14 protein-coding genes and 1 pseudogene are annotated in these 18,106 nt (G+C 56.4%); 3 read left to right on the top strand and 12 right to left on the bottom strand.

The genetic code is table 11. The annotated features are described in order from the left end of the window. A partial coding sequence (locus HU748_RS23035) for an Ig-like domain-containing protein (protein WP_202885239.1) occupies positions 1 to 3,534 on the top strand: 3,534 nt, incomplete at its 5' end. A 19-nt stretch (positions 3,535 to 3,553) separates the two neighbouring features. Here HU748_RS23035 and HU748_RS26755 read toward each other — a convergent pair. Then, complete coding sequence (locus tag HU748_RS26755) at positions 3,554 to 3,910, bottom strand: hypothetical protein (RefSeq protein WP_346655484.1); 357 nt, start codon at positions 3,908 to 3,910, stop codon at positions 3,554 to 3,556. On the opposite strand from HU748_RS26755, the gene HU748_RS26750 reads away from it, so the two are divergent. Then, positions 3,881 to 4,012: a DUF4113 domain-containing protein gene (locus HU748_RS26750; protein WP_346655483.1), complete on the top strand. Its 132-nt coding sequence runs from the start codon at positions 3,881 to 3,883 to the stop codon at positions 4,010 to 4,012. The two genes, HU748_RS26755 and HU748_RS26750, sit on opposite strands and share 30 nt — an antisense overlap. A gap of 189 nt (positions 4,013 to 4,201) precedes the next feature. Here the strand turns inward: HU748_RS26750 and HU748_RS23025 are convergent, their stop codons facing one another. From HU748_RS23025 to HU748_RS23000, 6 genes and pseudogenes are all read right to left on the bottom strand, one after another. Continuing rightward, positions 4,202 to 5,728, bottom strand: coding sequence for a TolC family protein (locus tag HU748_RS23025; RefSeq protein WP_186722074.1), 1,527 nt, complete (start codon positions 5,726 to 5,728; stop codon positions 4,202 to 4,204). A 1-nt stretch (position 5,729) separates the two neighbouring features. Beyond that, positions 5,730 to 7,004 (bottom strand): HlyD family type I secretion periplasmic adaptor subunit, encoded by a 1,275-nt coding sequence (locus HU748_RS23020; RefSeq protein WP_238343441.1) that lies wholly within the window; start codon positions 7,002 to 7,004, stop codon positions 5,730 to 5,732. A gap of 45 nt (positions 7,005 to 7,049) precedes the next feature. Next, positions 7,050 to 9,254 carry a type I secretion system permease/ATPase gene (locus HU748_RS23015; RefSeq protein ID WP_186722072.1) on the bottom strand — a complete coding sequence of 735 codons (2,205 nt, stop codon included), beginning with the start codon at positions 9,252 to 9,254 and terminating at the stop codon, positions 7,050 to 7,052. 295 nt (positions 9,255 to 9,549) lie between these two features. Continuing rightward, a pseudogene (locus HU748_RS23010) lies at positions 9,550 to 9,828 on the bottom strand (integrase core domain-containing protein); the annotation flags it as partial. Positions 9,829 to 10,031: 203 nt separating this feature from the next. Then, positions 10,032 to 11,585 carry a GMC family oxidoreductase N-terminal domain-containing protein gene (locus tag HU748_RS23005; RefSeq protein ID WP_186722070.1) on the bottom strand — a complete coding sequence of 518 codons (1,554 nt, stop codon included), beginning with the start codon at positions 11,583 to 11,585 and terminating at the stop codon, positions 10,032 to 10,034. An 18-nt stretch (positions 11,586 to 11,603) separates the two neighbouring features. Then, positions 11,604 to 11,789: a hypothetical protein gene (locus tag HU748_RS23000; protein ID WP_186722068.1), complete on the bottom strand. Its 186-nt coding sequence runs from the start codon at positions 11,787 to 11,789 to the stop codon at positions 11,604 to 11,606. Positions 11,790 to 12,133: 344 nt separating this feature from the next. Here HU748_RS23000 and HU748_RS22995 point away from each other — a divergent pair, with 344 nt between their 5' ends. Further along, on the top strand, positions 12,134 to 12,622 hold the full coding sequence (locus HU748_RS22995) for a hypothetical protein (protein WP_186722066.1): 489 nt from the start codon (positions 12,134 to 12,136) through the stop codon (positions 12,620 to 12,622). Between the two features lie 64 nt (positions 12,623 to 12,686). Here the strand turns inward: HU748_RS22995 and dctM are convergent, their stop codons facing one another. The 5 genes from dctM to HU748_RS22970 form a co-directional block, all read right to left on the bottom strand. Next, positions 12,687 to 13,970, bottom strand: a complete 1,284-nt coding sequence (gene dctM, locus HU748_RS22990; protein ID WP_186670429.1) for a C4-dicarboxylate TRAP transporter large permease protein DctM — start codon at positions 13,968 to 13,970, stop codon at positions 12,687 to 12,689. After that, positions 13,970 to 14,602, bottom strand: coding sequence for a TRAP transporter small permease (locus HU748_RS22985; protein ID WP_186722064.1), 633 nt, complete (start codon positions 14,600 to 14,602; stop codon positions 13,970 to 13,972). The genes dctM and HU748_RS22985 overlap by 1 nt, the downstream gene beginning before the upstream one ends. 67 nt (positions 14,603 to 14,669) lie before the next feature. Continuing rightward, positions 14,670 to 15,668 carry a TRAP transporter substrate-binding protein gene (locus HU748_RS22980; RefSeq protein WP_186722062.1) on the bottom strand — a complete coding sequence of 333 codons (999 nt, stop codon included), beginning with the start codon at positions 15,666 to 15,668 and terminating at the stop codon, positions 14,670 to 14,672. Positions 15,669 to 16,058: 390 nt separating this feature from the next. Then, the gene (locus HU748_RS22975) at positions 16,059 to 16,886 is read right to left on the bottom strand and encodes a CoA ester lyase (RefSeq protein WP_186722060.1); all 828 of its coding nucleotides are present in this window, start codon (positions 16,884 to 16,886) and stop codon (positions 16,059 to 16,061) included. 19 nt (positions 16,887 to 16,905) lie between these two features. Next, entirely contained in the window at positions 16,906 to 18,105 is a 1,200-nt protein-coding gene (locus HU748_RS22970; RefSeq protein WP_186722059.1) for a CaiB/BaiF CoA-transferase family protein, read from the bottom strand. Position 18,106 lies beyond the last annotated feature (1 nt).

Below are 18,106 nucleotides of genomic sequence, written 5' to 3'. Positions count from 1 at the left end.
GATATCAACGATCCTCAGCCAAACGGCAAGATCATCATCACTGCAACGGACGCAGCAAATAACAAAAGTTTGCCTGCGATTCTGGACTTCATAGCAGATCCGAAAATCGACACTACGCCACCGGATGCTCCGACAGGGTTGAACGTGATCACCAAGCCCACTGGGGGGATCGGCATCACCGGTAAAGCCGAGCCCAACAGCACGGTCAACGTCACCACACCGGACGGCAAGACCCACAACGTAAAAGCCGGCCCCGACGGCAATTTCAAGTTGGATATCAACGATCCTCAGCCAAACGGCAAGATCATCATCACTGCAACGGACGCAGCAAATAACAAAAGTTTGCCTGCAATTCTGGAGTTCATTGCAGACCCGAAAATTGATACTACGCCACCGGATGCCCCGACAGGGCTGAACGTGATCAGCAAGCCCAATGAGGGGATCGCCATCACCGGTAAAGCCGAGCCCAACAGCACGGTCAACATAACCTCACCGGACGGCAAGACCCACAACGTGAAAGCCGGTCCCGACGGCAATTTCAAGTTGGACATCAACGATCCTCAGCCAAACGGTAATATATCAGCCGTTGCAATCGATGCTGCCGGTAACAAAAGCGTGCCGGCAAACTTGACGTACAATTTGGCTAGACCGTCGGCGCCGACTTATGATATCGCCACGGACCAAGCGACTGGCGAATTCACGTTGACGGGCAAATCAGCACCTGGGCTGAAAGTCCGCATAGAACTCCCGAACAAGGTGACCAAAACGGTTGTCGTGGACGCTGACGGGAACTTTACCCTTTCTGGCCCTGCGCCTCAGGGGACTTCCGAGTTTAAAGCGGTTGCCATTGATGGACAGGGGCGCGAAAGCGCTGCGACTGTAAAAAGTTACGAAAACCCTTTTACAAAGTATGAAGTGAAGGTTGAGAGTTATACCGATACGGTCGGTTCTGACGGTCAAATAATTGCAAACAATAAATTTGAACGTCACCCCCTGAATGTGCCAACTAATGACCCAGCTCCCACCTTACACGGACGAGCAACAGGGGTCGGTAGTGGCAACAGTATAGAAATCATCAGCAAGGGCGACGGCAAGCGTGTTGCGCTAGGGGCCGTCGATAGCGACGGGAACTGGAGTATTAAGTTACCGGCACATTCGGATGGGGTTTATAACTATGACGTCAGGATCATCGATGGCGCCCGTAATGTGAAAGGTGCGCAAGTGACGGTAAACTTAACCATTGATACGGTTCCCCCGCCCGCCCCCACCTTGGACAGCATCGTGACCAAAGATGGCGTGGATGTCAAAAGTGGTAAAGCCACTGTTGATAATACCCCGACACTTCGCGGTCATGCGGAAGCTAATGCAACGGTTATTATCTTCCACAAAAATGCGGATGGAAAGAATGTCGAACTAATGCGCGTTGTCGCTGACGCCAATGGTGAGTGGACAGCTGCTTTGCCTTTTCAAAGTAACCGCCAGCACAGTTACTATGTCAACGCGCTGGATGCAGCCTCTAACCTCAGTGAGGCTTCAAGCGTTTCGCAAGTCACCTTCAACGGACCAACCAATAAGCCTATCGCAATTACAGGTAGCCAAGGAGTCTGGTCTGTAGATTCTGCAGGCAACGTGGATGGCAGTGGATTCGATTCTGTTGCAGGCCTGGGTTACGACAGTGGAAATTATAATGCCCTGTTAAGAGGTAACGCCAATGTTTCCGAAAGTCAGCATCCTAAGTATCAACTTGGAAATATTGATACCGGTTTTCATACGGCTGGCTTGGGTGATACTAACGGCGATGGTCTTAACGATATTGCATCGGTGCACAGCGGGACGAATAGCCGATCCAGGGCAGATGTACGTGTTTACAATGGAGCCCAAAACCTTGGGGTTACATCAGAAAAATACATGAAAATGTTTGAAAACCCGAAAGTTATTGGTACCGGGTATTTTGTTAGCGGCGCGGGCGATCTGGACGGCGATGGCCTGATGGATACTGTTTTGGGCGGATATGGGGCATTTGGGCAAAATGGAACCTCCACTGTCGTATTTGGGGGGAAGCAGGTTGATCCTAAAAACACTGTAACGGATTTTAAATTTGGCGCCTCTGATACAAACGTCAACAGCTACGATGCCTTTTACAGTGGTGCGCAATACGTATCGGCTACCGGTGACTTTTTAGGTGGTGGTAGCCGAGGTATTGTGACCGCTCGAGGTATTACTATCGGAAACCCTGATCGGGGGAGCATCAGTAAAACGACGGACTTTGAATGGGTAACAGGAACCGGTGCCCGTGAGGTTAACCAGGTTCAGTCGGTTGCGGGGGTAGGCGATACTAACGGTGACGGCTTTTCAGACGTTTTGGTGAATGATGGCACCAACTTGTTTGTCGTATATGGGGGCACGCTGGCAGAATTCAGCAAGTTCCGCAATAAGATCGTGCTGGAGGAAAAGTGGCTTAAGGAAAATAATCGTGGCTATATGATTGATGCTTCGAGTGCGCTTGCGGCGCAGCCGACAAAGTATGGCGACGTCCGCGCCCTGGGTGATATCAATGGTGATGGTCTTATGGATTTCGCTTATTCCACCTATGGTAATTCAGGAGCTGGAGCCGCTAAACAGGGTGGTTCTTACGGCAGCTACCAGAATTCCTATATTATTTTCGGGAAAGCCGATAACGAAAAAATTGATATGGCGAAATTCACCCCCAAACAGGGTATCGTTGTGCCAAAAGAGCAGGCAGATGGCGCATCGATCGCCGGTCGTCTAGATATTAATGGCGATGGTTTGCCGGATATTTACGTTGGCTCATACCAATCTAGCGGAAAACTGTACTTGGGTGGCACGTCTCTCGGGGCAGAACCGTCCATCAGTGTTGATAACACCACCGGACTTGCAATGGGAAATGCGGATAGCAATTTCATTAAAGGAACGGCAGGCAATGACACTATTTATGGCAAGGGAGGTGCCGACGTCATCTATGCAGGTTCCGGAGATGACGTGATTATCTTGAATAAAGATAACCTGTCTTTTCTGCTTAAAGGTTTCCAGGAAAGTGCGGGATTGCATGGGCGCTTGGCTCGAATTGATGGCGGCAACGGTATCGATACGCTGGCCTTTGAGAAGGATGTCAACGACTTCGATCTCGCCAAAATCACTACAACAGGGCTAGGCACCATCAAGACTGGCGTCGGGCTTTCGCGTCTTGCCAACATGGAAGTCTTGGACTTGAATGGGGGTAACAAAATGAAGCTGACGATTGACTTGAAGCATGTTATGGATATGACGTCTGGCATGAATATGTTTAATAAAAGCAACTTCAGCTCTGGGTTGGATGAGGCTGTTTCGCGCAACCAGGTTGTTATAAAAGGTAGTAGCGACAACGTGGTTGAGGTGAAAGATAAAGGTGAGTGGAAAACTGAAAGCACAAAAACCATTTACTCTGAAGGCCATGCCTATAATGTCTACAATAGTGTGGGTGATCACCAAGGGCAGTTATTGATAGAACAAACAATCAATGTTAATTGGGTGTAATACTGACTTGTAACCCACTTTAGCTCACGAAAAGTGTAACGGCTTGGGTGTTGCTCAAGCCGTTACACAAGAACGCTTTTCCGAGCAAATTTGATTCATATATTACAAGACGGAAATTTTCAATCCCGAGGAAGCAACGTATGCAAATGGTGTAGTGGCGGATCTGCCCTACCCCACCGATGATGTGCAGTGAGTAAAAAAAGCCGCCTTCGAGGCGCTGGATCAGGTATTCCGGCCGGGCTTCAAGCACAGCAAAGCTGAGATCGTCTTGCCAAACCTGTCCCAGCCAGGTGAATCCACCGACGATCTGTTTGCAGTGTCGCCACCTCCAGACACGTCGAGGGTAATGAGGGTGCTGGATCAGATTAATGGCCATTGTGGTCATGGCATCCTGCGCACAGCCAGTGTGCTGGCGACTCCTGACTCGGCTATGGGTCGAGAGCTGATCAGTCAGAATTTCACTACCAGGCTTGACTAGTTTTGGCAGGTCCGTTGTATACAGCCCACCACTGCCATGCTCCGGGATGAAGGTATTGAGGTCGGATGCTTCAAGATCAAAGGATTCATGAATGAAACCGCCTAAACGCAATGGCTTTGTGCCGCCGACAGTTGCGAAGGAAAAATCGATTCTGTGCCCGCGAATGGTTGACCGCTGTAGATCAGATCGCTACTCCCCAACAGACAAATGGCTCAGCAATTGTGCCGAGCTAGATAAAATACTCAGGTCATTGATTAGGCTATCACTGATAGCTCCAATCGCTTGCAACTGACTGTTAAAGTGCTCATTTTCAGCCACCAACACATCAAGCAATGTGCGTTTTCCTAAATGATACCACTGCTCATAATACATCTTGCGCACACGATCGGTTTCTATGGCTAGCTGCTGATAGTTTCTTGCCTGTTGCAAGGCGTTCGCTCGGTTTTGAGTCGAACGCATGATCTCCAGGCGCAAATCTTGCTCCGTTTTTTGATACTCTTCCAATGCTGAAGTTTTACGCTCTCCTGCAGCCTTCTGGGCTGCCGTATTGGAACCACCACTAAAGATATCCCACTGCACATCTACACCGGCATACCAATCATTTGGGCCTCTCGCATGACTTCCCATTGAATCCCTTTGCTCTTTACGTACGACGAGATTGAGCCCGGGAAGTCCCTGAGCCTTGAGCGCCTTTTGGCGCTCGCCTTCGACGTCCGCCCGGGCTTTGAGTTGCAGCAACAAAGGGTGAACATCAAGCGACGATAATGCGGCTGTTTGGTCAATCATAGGGCGACTGAGAACCAGTAAAGCGCCGGATACCTCTGGCACCTCCTCACCCAAAATCCGATGAAGTCGAATCTGAGAAATGTGCTGCTGGCCAATTATCTGTTCACGGCTAGCTTGCGCCGATAACAACCTGGCACGAGCCTGGACCAACTCACTCGCCCGACCTTTGTCGTTTTGAGTAATTTTAGACAACATATCGACTCGGTCGCTCATCTGCCGTACATAATCCTCAGCCACTTCGGAACTTCGTATGGCGCGCAATAGATTGATCAACTCGGACGTCGTATTGAACGCCACCCGCTCCCGCTCCGCTTGGCTGTTCTGCTTTTTAACTTCAAGTGACGCCGTAGCCGCGCCTGTATCTCTGGCGTTTTTCCCCCAATCCCACACATTCGTGATGACGCTCAAGGTACCCGCCGTACGGTTACTATTCGAGCTACCGCTGTCATTCTTAGTTAATGCTGAATTCATCCCCAAACGCACTTGAGGCCAGCGTCGCCCTTTGACCTCATCAATTTCGTAAGCGGCAACGTTTTCATTTGCAATAGACACCCGCACCTCTGGGCTGTGACGTAATGCCTTGGCCACAAAATCTCTCATCAACGAACGCAATTCTCTATTCACGGGCAGCTCACTACCTACCGCCACTGAACGCAACGTGGGCCCCTGAAGCGTAGAAATCGTGGGATTGATGGCGAGGTCTTGCCTTTTCACGGCTGGAGTCGTCGCGAGTATATGACCAGTGGTCGGTGAGGCGGGCACCGTTGCAGAGGAAGGAAACCGGTGAATTAACGCCGCGATTTGACGATCGTCCAGTCGCAGCTGTTTATTTTCTTGTGCGAGTACTACACCGCTGAAATTTACATAAGCGCAGGCCAACCCTATTGATATGAAAGTCATTTTCCTAAACGTCAAGGGTGAGCTGTTCATGTCATCGCTCCCGAAAGGCTTCTTGTGCTTTGAATATGGGTTTCAGCAGATAGGACAGGATCGTTTTTTCTCCAGTTTTAATATCAACACTGGCGATCATACCGGGAATGATTGGGAGCTTGTGTCCACCCGCCTCCAAGACAGCACGGTCCGTTCGAACATAGACTTTGTAGTAAGTCGAGTTATCCCTGCCGAAACGGGCTTTGTCTTCGTCAAATAAAGTATCGGGGCTTATGTGTTCAACCTTGCCGACGAGTCCACCATAAACCGCGTAGTCGTAGGCCGAGATCTTAACCGTCGCTGTCAGGCCAGGACGAATAAACGCCACGTCTGCAGGCTTGATCTTGGCTTCGACCAGTAACCGGTCTTCCAGCGGAATCAGCGTCATGATTTCCGCCCCTTGTTGAATTACCCCACCACGTGTAGTGACCTGGATATTGTTGATCGTTCCTCGTACCGGAGCCGTGATCGTCGTGCGATTCACAATATCTTCACGCCCCTTGAGTACCTCCAAAGCTTGTGCCAACTCGCTTTCCGAACGTGTCAACTCGTTGTTGGCTTCCGAGCGAAATCGGTTGAGACGCTCGGCAATTTGCAAATTGAACTCGTTAGCCTGACGACGTAAGCGCATAATTTCCACTTCGGACACGAGGCCCTGCTGCGCCATGGGCGCGGACAGTTTGATTTCACCGTCTGCCAACTCCAAGCTTCGACGCAGAGCTTTAACACTTTCCAATAACGTTCTCTGGCGAGAGTTAAAAGCTTGGGTTTCATCGCGCACGATAGACGCGTTCTGCTTAATATCTTCAGGAAACACGAGCGGCGTGTCATAAGCTTCTGCACGCAAACGAGCAATAGCTCCTTTTAACCCCTGGACCCGTGATAACGCTTCACCATAATTGGCACCCACCCGCGTCGGATCGATCTGCAACAACTTCTGCCCCGGCTCTACAACATCACCTTCCTTGACAAAGAGATCTTTCATGATCCCGCCTTCCAAACTCTGGATCACCTGCTCACGGCTGGCTGGTATGACTCTTCCCTCTCCACGGGTGACCTCTTCCACACGCGCAAAATTAGCCCAAAGAATACCGAACACCATCGCCGCCGCTATCAGCCATAATACTAACGCGCTGGCCGGGGTGCGCTGCTCAATCAACGCACCTTTTAAATCTCGCATGAATGCTTCATCTTCAACGCGTAAAGCATGCTGAACTTTTTTACGATGCACGGGCCGACCTTTACCAAGCAAGCGCATTAACTTTTTAAATGACATGGAAAATTATCCTGGCAATGCAGAGCGGGTAAGCAGAACGCCCTATCATTGAGATGTGCCGAGGTGAGTATCTTCGGGCGATCGATGCTGACCATTCAGCGCCACAAGCACTTGCTCTTTAGGACCATCAGCGACAATGCATCCATTCTCAATCACGACAAGACGCTGGACGATACTGAGCATCGACATACGGTGAGTCACGATTACTAAGGTGTGCGAGGCACTCAAGTTTCCCAACTGCTCAATGAACTGAGCCTCGTTTAAACCATCCATCGCACTGGTAGGCTCATCCAGCAAGAGCACCTTGGGCTCCAGCATCAAGCAACGGGCCAGCGCGATCAATTGCTTTTGCCCACCAGACAAGTTACGCCCCATCTCACCAATCGGCATGTCATAACCCGAAGGATGGCGTGAAGCGATTTTGTCCAATCCGGTGATTTTGGCGACGCGCAGAAATTGCTGGGTAGTTGCACCCGGATTACCAATCATCACGTTTTCGCGCAAAGAGCCGAAGAACAATTGGCAGTCCTGCCCTACGTACCCCACGAGCGACCGCCAATCGGCAGGGTCTATTTGCGATGCATCAATATCATCCAACGCCAAGCGGCCTTCACTCTGCCTATAAAGTCCCGCCATCAGTTTGAGTAGCGTAGATTTTCCGCTGCCAATATTGCCAAGTATTACTACCCGTTCACCCGGTGCGATGGTTAAATTGATGTTGTCCAGCGCTTTCGGAGGCGCCACGACTCCAGGCATCGGATAAACATAACTGATTTTTTTCAGACTAAGATGACCTTCAAGGTTAGGCGCAGGGAGAAAGGTTGCCTGCGGGTCCCGATCCACCGGCAGGCTCATCAGCATACTCAGCGACTTCATACCCGCTTTAGCCTGCTGATAACGCAGCGCCAACCCCACCACGGCGCCTAATGGTTGCAGCGACCGACCCGAGAGGATGACCACAGCAATCATCGCGCCCATTGTAAGCTGGCCGTCATGAATCATATAGACACCGGTTAAGACGATCAGTACCGTGACCATCTGTTGCACGTACATCACGAAGTTAGTGGTTAGACTTGATAAGAACCGACTTTTCATCGCAGATGCAGTAGCGAGTGCGCTAAAATCATCCCAACGTTTCTGCATAACACTTTCGCCACGCGAAGCCTTTAATGCCTCCATGCCTTCCAGCGTCTCAATCAACAATCCTTGTCGCAAAGAAATCTCTCGCAAGTTTTCCTGCATATAACGTGACAACGGCCATTGGCAGGCAATACTCACCAGCACAATCAAAGGCACTGCCAACAGCGGAATAATACTCAGCGCCCCGCCAATACAATAAATAATGCCGAGGAACATAAGACAGAAAGGCAAGTCTGACAATGTCGCCAGTGTGGCCGAGGTGATGAAGTCCCGCACGGACTCGTATTCACGGAATTGGTTGGCAAATGCCCCAGAAGACCCCGGTTTGCTTTCTAATCGCACCGCCATGACCTGGCGAAATAACTTGGCCCCTAAAATCAAATCCGCTTTTTTTCCCGCCACATCCAGTAAATATGCACGAATCTGCCGCGAAGCAAATTCAAGGCTTATCGCGATCAACACACCGATTGCCATTGACCACAACGATACATACGCCTGCGTAGGCACAACGCGGTCGTAGACGTTCATGGTGAAAAAAGTGATGGCCAACGTCAGGATATTCGCCAGCAACGCCGCAAGCGCGGCACTGTAAAAGTAAAATCGAAAACGCCAGATGACGGACAGCAACCAATGGGATTGGCTGGGCTTGGTATACAGTAGATCGTCTTGACTGCACGCCTCCAATTTCGGAACGGCGCCGACCAATAAAAAGTACCCCGTACACTGCTTCAGCAGCTCTGCCTCATCGATAACGACCCGTCCTCCATGCTCTGGAAAAACAACATCGTATACCCATTTACCTTTATCTGTATGTTTCCGGAGAATGACACAGTAACGTCCATCTCCACAGGCTTGCACAACGGGCAACAAATAATCAGAAATCTGATCAAGTGAACGCTGAACCCAGCCGGCCTTCATACCTACCTGTTCAAGCATCCGCACTGCCGCGATCGGCGACAACGCTTTACCACGCGGTAGACCCGCGTATAAAACAGCCTCACTGACTTCTTTATTATAAAACTTACAAACAAATTTCACCGCTGAAAGAAGCGAATCCGACCGCTCTTCAATCAGCTCATCTATCACGCTAAAATCGTCACCGCTCTCCACTTTCCCCGCACCTCATTTCAAATAATTTTCTTACAGCCAGCGCTGCATGAGTTCATATTTTGATTGATGGTTTCACAAATTTAAAATAACTATCGCTGCACGCGCAGAGGATTCAACTATTGCCCCCGCATTAACTTTTCAAGTGCTTGGATCGTTAGACGCATCGCCTGGATAAGCCGATTACGGTAGATGAGGTGATTATTGAGAGCGATAGGAAGTTTTTCTGTAGGAAATTTCCTACAGAGCACGGCAGAGGTACTGGTCAGCCCGCGACGCCGTAGACATTTTGTAGTGGTCAACTCATCCCGGACACGGTTTTGAGTTTTTCTTCAGCTTTCGCCGGAGCCAGTCCATCGTTGAACTGATGAGGTCGGATCCAGTTGTAGTGGCTCATCAGGTATTGGCCAATGTCTCGTTGAACTTGTTGCCCGGTCAGGTAGCCCGTGCTCGGTATCCACTCTGATTTCAAACTGCGAAGTACACGCTCCATCGGTGCATTATTCCGACAGTTCCCTCGGCGGCTCATGCTCTGACGAATGCGGTAGCGCCACAGTCTCTGGCGGAACTGACGGCTCATTCACCGTCGCTACGCAACGATCGGTGAACTTCACAGATCCAGTCCCGGCAGCCACGGGTTGAATTGCCACGGCAGTTGGCCATCAGCAACCTGGCCGAGTTCAAGACGTGGCTGGAAGACTGAATGTCCGCGCGTGCCGACACAGAATGCCAACAGCGCACGCCCCCCGTCCCCTCGAAAGCTGCGTATCAGCAGCCCCCTTACAACACCGCTCGACTGCCCATCAAAAGATCCGCCCCGCGCTCCCCAATCACCACACAAGCCGCCATCGTATTCCCCACCGTGATCCGCGGCATCACCGAAGCATCCACCACTCGCAACCCGCTCACCCCATAAACCCTCAACGCGCGATCCACCACTGCCATCTCATCCTGGCCCATCTTCGCCGTCCCGCACTGATGCCAAAAACTCACCGCCGAGTTGCGCAAGAACCGCTCCATCCCCTGCCTATCCTGCGGCCCAGGCACGACCTCCCCGCTCACCAACCCGGCAAACGCCCGATGGTTCCCCAACTCCCTGCACATCTCGACCGAAGCCAACGCGGCGGCCATGTCCTCAGGCGCACTCAAGGTGTTCGGCTCGATCAGCATCCTGTCGAGCACACCAGCGCCCGACAGCCGCAACTGCCCGCGGCTGACGGGCCTAGCCAAGCCGGCGAACATCGTCCACCCCTGCGCCGGCGGGGCAATGCCGACCTCGGGGGGTGAAGGTACGGCGAATTCCAGTTGGCAGTGCAGCAAGTCCGGCGCGTCCAGGCGGGAGTCGCTCTTCCAGTACAGGGTCGCCTCGCAGCCTCCGCCGCCGACTGGCTGCGGCTGCGAGTACGCCCAAGTGCAGCCGAAGGCGACGTGGTCCTGGTGGTTCTGCCCCACGCCTGGCAATGGGTTGAGCAACGGGATGCCGTGCGCACGCAACTCGGCTTCCGGGCCGATGCCGGACTGCATCAACACCTTGGGGGTGTTCACCGCGCCCATCGACAGGATCACTTCACCCGTCACGTAGAAACGCTGCAGTTGGCCTTCGACCACGACCTCGACACCTCTCGCCTTACGGCCATCGAACAACACGCGAGCCACCAGCGCCTGCGTAAGGATGTGCAGGTTCGGGTTGTGCAGCCGCGGCACGATATAAGCGTCGTACACCGAGTCACGCTTGCCTTCCTTGATGCGCAGGTCAGCGATGGCGACGCCGCCGGAGCCTTCCATCATCTCGCCGTTTGGGCTGTCGAAACGGGGGGTGCCCAGTTGGCTGGCGGCCTCCAGGGTGGCCAAGGCGAGGGCCTGGGGCGCGCGAGGTTGGGCGACGTGTACGGGTCCGGTCGAGCCGCGGCGCAGGGGATCGGGGTGGCCTTGCCAGTTTTCGATGCGGCGGTAGTAGCCGAGCACCGATTCGTAGCCCCAGCCAGGATCGCCGCTTTCCTCAGCGAAGTGGTCCCAGTCGGTGCGGTGCCCGCGCGCCCACACCATCACGTTGATGCTGGAGCCGCCACCGAGGCCCTTGCCCATGTTCAACGCCATGCGGCGGCCGTTCAAGGCGGGGTTGGGTTGCGCCTCGAAACCCCAGTCGCGCTCGGAACCGAGGTTCGCCGGCCATTGCGCGGGGTCGGTGACCTCCGGGCCGGTGTAGGCACTGCCGGCTTCGATCAGCAGGACCCGGGCGCCGGGCTGGTCGGCAAGGCGGGCGGCGACCACGCACCCCGAGGTGCCGGCGCCACAGACGATGAAATCGTAAGTGTGATCAGTCAGTTGCTGCATGCGTTCAGTGCCTGAGTGTCAGTAGGAACCCAAGATTCTGCTGCGCAGCATTCCGCACCGATATCGGTCGATTATCCGACCCGGCGCAGGGCGCGCCGGCAAAAAGAAAGGCACGTAGGTCATCAGCAACAGCAACAGCAACAGCAACAGCAACAGCAACAGCAACAGCAACAGCAACAGCAACAGCAGCAGGATGACAGCCACGGAGTGAATTGGTACAGCAGGTGGTCATCAGCAACCTGGCCGAGCTCAAGCCGTGGCTGTATGACTGAATGCTCCTGCCCTGCCGGCACAGGGCGCTGGCTTTGTGAGTACTCGCAGCCGACTCAAGCCAAATGCAGACAAAATCGCTGAACATAGAAGCCCTACAGGCAACCGGCAACTGACAAGTCTGCCAGTTGCCGGCCCTGTTATTCCTCACCAACATGAACCCCAAGCCTGTATGGGCGGGTAGGTCTCCTTCTTGTTTAGCCTGGAATACAGCCAGCCCTCATGCGTTCGTCGTTATCCCAACCGAAACTCAGGGGTTCGCCCTTCAGGAGCACACGATGACCAAGATGAATGAGCTTTATAAGAACTCCCAAATACCCTACATCACTGATTCTTTTAAGGATCTGAACCGCGGTAGTGAACTCAAAGGTGAAGAGCAAAGGCTGGGATACATGCTCACGCTGAGTTCCAGTGGCAACAACGTTAAATTCATAGTGCTGGAAGACAGCAACGGCCAAAACAGCATCCTTGTCCACGGAACAACCGGACATAGCGGAACTGATGCCTCCTTTGAACTGACCTTCGCCAACCCCACAAACTATCTGGCGCTGGATTGCTTCTCTTCTTCGTTGGGCTATAGCCGTGTGGTCATCTATGACAAAGACGGCAAGCCGCTGCACAATGCCCCTGTTGATGTCGGAACCGTTGTGAAGTATTTCGGCGCTGGTATCCATCGAGCGGTCTACGAAGGCCCCGTGGAAGAATTCGGACTGAGTATGCGTTTGATCTCCGTCACCCATGGATTCGCCAAGATCAAAGGCTCCTGAGGGCTGCGACCAGAAGGCGCTGACGATCAGCGTCAGCGCCTTTGGTCCGAAATGCCAACCGCCCCTACGGCATCCCCAACCACTCCGGCAACGCCAGCGAAATAAACGGCACATAGGTCACCAGCACCAGGAACAGCAACAGAATCGACAACCACGGCAGCGCCGCACGAATCGTCTGCCCCAGCGTCAATCCAGTCACCGCACTGGTCACGAACAGGTTCAGCCCCACCGGCGGATGCACCAGGCCGATCTCCATGTTCACCACCATCACGATCCCCAGGTGGATCGGGTCGATGCCCAGCTTCATCGCGATCGGGAAGAAGATCGGCGCCAGGATCAGGATGATCGCCGAAGGCTCCATGAAGCTCCCCGCCACCAGCAGCACCACGTTGACCATGATCAGGAAGCCGATCGGCGTCAGGCCTTCGGAGAGCACCCACTGGGTGATCTGCTGGGGAATCTGCTCGGTAGTCAGCACGTGGGCGAAGAGCATGGCGTTGGCGATGATGAACAGCAGCATGATGGTCAGGCGCCCGGACTCGAGCAGCACCTTGGGGCAGTCGCGCAGGCGCATGTCCTTGTAGACGAACAGCGCGATGAACGCCGAGTACACCGCCGCCACCGCGGCCGCTTCGGTCGGGGTGAACATGCCGCTGTAGATACCACCGAGGATGATCACTAGCAGCAACAGCCCCCAGAACGCGCGGCGGGCGGTGCGCAGCCATTCGGCGAAGCTGGCACGCGGCTGGGCGGGGAGTTTCTTGACGCGGGCGACGATGTAGATGGTCACCATCAAGGCGAGGCCGAGCAGGATCCCGGGTATCACACCGGCCATGAACAGCTTGCCCACCGAGGTTTCGGTGGCGGCCGAGTACACCACCATGACGATAGACGGCGGAATGAGGATGCCAAGGGTGCCGGCGTTGCAGATGATCCCGGCGCCGAACTCCTTCGGATAACCCGAGCGCACCATACCGGCCACGGCGATGGAGCCGACGGCGGCGACGGTGGCGGGCGAGGAGCCGGACAGCGCGGCGAACAGCATGCACGCCAGCACTGCGGCAATGGCCAGGCCGCCGCGAATGTGGCCGACGCAGGCGTTGGCGAAATCGATCAGGCGCTGGGCAACGCCGCCGGTGGTCATGAACGCGCCCGACAGCAGGAAGAACGGGATCGCCAGGAAGGTGTAGCTGTCGGAGGTCTCGAACAGCTTGATCGCCAGCGAGCTGAGCGAGTCCTGGCTGAACAGCAGGATCGACACCGCGCCCGACAGGCCAAGGGAAATGGCGATCGGCACGCCGAGGAACATGAACACGAACAGCAGCAGGAACAGGCAGATAACGGTCATCAGTGTGACTCCTCGCCCGGGTTGGCCAGTTTGCTCGCCTCTGCGGCTTCATCCGCCAGGCCTAGACCGGTCTGGCGGTGGGTGAAGATGCGGTAGAGGATTTCCAGGTAGCGCACGATGATCAGGGCGAAGCCGAACGGCACGATCAGCGCGATGTGGCCGATCTTGATGCCGTAGCGGTCGAGGTCTTCGGCACCGATGCCGGCGACGAACACAGCATTCACCCACTTGATGCTGGCAACCAGGAACAACCCGGCATAGGCCAGGCAGCAGGCGCAGGCGATCATCGCCAGGATGCGTTGCACCGGCTTGCGTGTGCGCCGCACCAGCACGTCGACGCCAAGGTGGCCGGCGGTACGCACGCCGTAGGCGATGCCGAAGAAGATCAGCCAGCCGAACAGCGCCTTGGTCAGGGCGATGCTCCAGGTCATTTCCTGGGCGTAGCCCATCAAGTGGTCGCCGATGTCGAGCAGCAGCTCGCTGGCGAAGCTCCAGTGGTCGCTGAGGCTGTAGAACAGGGTGTAGAGGTTGTTCAGCGCCACGTAGATGAAGGTGATCAAGGTCATGGCCGCCAGGAGGAAGGCGATCATGCCCTCCTCGAAGTGCTCCCAGACGCGTCTGATCCTGTGCATGGGCATTCTCCGGACATAAGGAAGCCGGGCCACCTGCGCTGCAGGTGGCCATGGGCGATGGAAGCGATCAGGACGGCTTGTTGGCGTCGTCGGCAGCCTTGATCAGGTCGGCGCCGATCTGGTCGGAGAACTTGTCCCACACCGGGCGCATGGCTTCACGCCACTGGGCGCGCTGCTCGGGCGTCAGCGGGTCGATCTCGCTGGTCTTGGCGTCGATGATCTTCTGGCGCGAAGCCTGGTTGAGCTCTTCGGCCTGCTTGTTCACCTCGACGGTGACCTTGTCCATGATCGTCTGCAGCTCGCTGCGCACATCTTCAGGCAGGCTGTTCCAGAACTTGGCATTGGTGATCACCATGTAGTCGATCAGGCCGTGGTTGGTCTCGGTGAAGAACGGCTGGACTTCGTTGACCTTCTGGCTTTCGTAGTTCGACCAGGTGTTCTCGGTGCCGTTGACGGTGCCGGTCTGCAGGCCTTGGTAGACCTCGGCGAAGCTCATCTTGCGCGGGTTGGCGCGAATGGCCTTGAACTGCTCTTCGAGCACGCTGGAGGCCTGCACGCGGAACTTCAGGCCGCGGGCATCCTTGGGCAGGATCACCTTCTTGTTCGCCGACAGTTGCTTGAGGCCGTTGTGCCAGTAGGCCAGGCCACGGATGCCCTTGTCTTCCATCGAGGTCAGCAGCGCCTTGCCCTGCGGGCCTTGCTGGAAGCGGTCGACGGCAGCGAGGTCGTTGAACAGGAACGGCAGGTCGAACAGTTGCACCTGCTTGTTGTAGTGCTCGAACTTGGCCAGCGAAGGCGCGAGCATCTGCACGTCACCCAGCAGCAGGGCTTCCATCTCCTTGCCGTCGCCGAACAGCGAGGAGTTGGGGTAGACCTCGACCTTGACCTTGCCCTTGAGCTGCGGGTCGGCCTCGACCAGTTTCTGGAACATCAGCGCGCCCTGGCCCTTGGGCGTGCTGTCGGCCACCACGTGGGCGAACTTGATGATCACAGGATCGGCAGCCTGGGCGAGCCCGGCCATGGACACGGCGGCGGCGCAAAACAGCGCCTGGGTCAGCTTCAACATCGGTGTCACCTTTTATTGTTGTTGGAAGGGGTCAGCAGGGAAGCGTTGCCAAGGGTACGATGGCCCAATCGGGCGTGTTTCGAGAATCTGCTTTTGTGTAAGCCTGCGTTTGGCTGGGGTGAACGCTCCTGGGTGGCTGGGGGATGGCACCGGCTATGCCGGTGATCGCGGGACGAGCCCGCTCCCACAGATACATCAGTGGATATGGCACCGGCTTTGCCGGTGTTCGCGGGCAAGCCCGCTCCTACAGGTACAGCGTTTAGCCCAGAGTCAGCGCTGTACCTGCCACTGTCTTGTTCAAAGTCTTAAACCAGCCCAGCTCCTGTGGGAGCGGGCTTGCCCGCGAAAAGGACACCGCGGTGTCGGGCACCGGCTTGCCCCGCGAAAGGCCTAGGTGCTTTCGGACAATGCCAACAGCCGCTGCGCCCGCAACAGCACCGGCGCATCGACCATCTGTCCATCGAGCTGGAACGCCCCGGCGCCCTTGGCCGCTACACTGGCGTCCACCACCCGCCGTGCCCAGGCCAGCTCTTCGCTGCTCGGCGCCAGCACGCCATGAATCAACGGCACCTGGCTGGGATGGATGCACAGCGCCCCGCCATAGCCCATGTCGTAGGCATGGCGCATGGCCCGCTGCTGCCCCTGCGGGTCGCCGATGGCCGGGAACACCCCGTCCAGCGGGGGCGCCAGGTCGGCGCCGCGCGAATGCAGTTGCACCGCCATGCGCGCCTGGTCGAGAAAGCGCTGGGCCGAGGCGCTGTCGGTGTTGAGGTTCAGGTCCAGCGCCAGGTCCAGGCTACCGAACGACAAACGCTCGACCCCCTCGGCACCGGCAATGCGCTCCAGCGCCAGCAAGCCCTTGGCCGTCTCGATGATCGGCAGCACCGGCTTGCCGGTGCGCCAGGCCACCGCCACCTGGGCGGCATTTTCGACCTTGGGCAGCAGCACGGCGCTGACGCCGGGCTGCTGCGCGCAGAACGCCAGGTCATCGGCATGCCCGGCATGCTCCGGGGCGTTGACCCTGACCCACACCCGCGCCTGCGGATGGGCTGCCAGAAAGGCGGCGAGGTTGTCGCGCGCCTGGCGCTTGAGCGGCTCCTCGACGGCATCCTCGAAATCGACGATGACAGCATCGGCACCGGCAGCAAGGGCCTTGGCGAAACGCTCGGGGCGGCTGCCCGGCACGAACAGCGCGGAACGGACGATGGTTTGCGGCATCAGCAATCACTCCTTGTCATCAAACGACACCAGCAGCCGCCAGCCGGGCCTGGTCTTCGACCGAGAAACCCAGCTCCTCGAGAATCGCTGCGCTGTGCTGGCCCAGCCCCGGCACCGGGTCCATGCGCGGGGTAAAGGCGGCGTTGCGCCCCGGCGGCAGCAGCGACGGCAGCTTGCCAGCCGGGCTGTCGACCTCGCGCCAGCAGTCGCGGGCCTTGAGCTGCGGGTGCTGCCAGACGCCCTGCATGTCATTGACCCGGGCGTTGGCGATCTGCGCGTCCTCAAGACGCGCCACCACCTCGTCCAGCGACAGCGCGGCAAAGCCGTCGATGATGATCTGGCGCAGCACCTCGCGGTTCTCCGAGCGACGGAAGTTCGCGGAGAACCGCGCATCGCTGGCCAGCGCCGGGTCGAGCAGGACCTTCTCGCAAAACAGCTGCCATTCCCGCTCGTTCTGCAGCCCCAGCATGATCGTGCCGCCACCGCCAGTGGGGAATGGCCCGTACGGGTAGATGGTCGAGTGCGACGCGCCCGCCCGCGGTGGTGGCGGCGCACCGTTGTAGGCGTAGTACATCGGGTAGCCCATCCATTCCACCAGGCTCTCCAGCATCGACACGTCGATGCGGCTGCCGATACCGGTCTTGTCACGCAGCAGCAGCGCCGACAGCACGCCGGTATAGGCATACATACCGGCAGCGATATCGGCGACCGAGCATCCGGCCTTGGCCATCTGTTCCTCGCCCGGCCCGCCGGTCACCGAGAGAAAACCGCCCTCGCTCTGGATCAGCAGGTCGTAGGCCTTTTTCTTCTCGTACGGGCCACCTTCGCCGTAGCCGGAGATATCGCAGACGATCAGCCGCGGAAAGCGCGCGTGCAGGGCCTCGAACGACAACCCCATGCGCGCCGCCGCACCTGGTGCGAGGTTCTGCACCAGCACGTCGGCCTTGGCCAGCAGCGCCAGCAGGATGTCGTCCGCCTCGTCCTGCTTGAGGTCCAGGGTCAGGCTCTGCTTGGAGCGGTTGGTCCAGACAAAGTGCGAGGCCAGGCCATCGACACGCTGGTCGTAGCCGCGGGCGAAATCGCCGCTGCCGGGGCGCTCGATCTTGATCACGCGCGCGCCCAGGTCCGCCAGTTGGCGGGTGCAGAACGGCGCGGCGATGGCATGTTCCAGGCTGACGACGGTGATGCCGTCCAGCGGGCGGGGAGCGGATTGGGTCATG

The sequence above is a fragment of the Pseudomonas sp. RW3S2 genome (genome assembly GCF_014268955.1).
GTDB classification, from domain to species: Bacteria; Pseudomonadota; Gammaproteobacteria; order Pseudomonadales; family Pseudomonadaceae; genus Aquipseudomonas; species Aquipseudomonas wayambapalatensis.
Note: the sequence above shows the minus strand (reverse complement) of the source record. Positions and strands in the feature narration are given on the sequence as shown.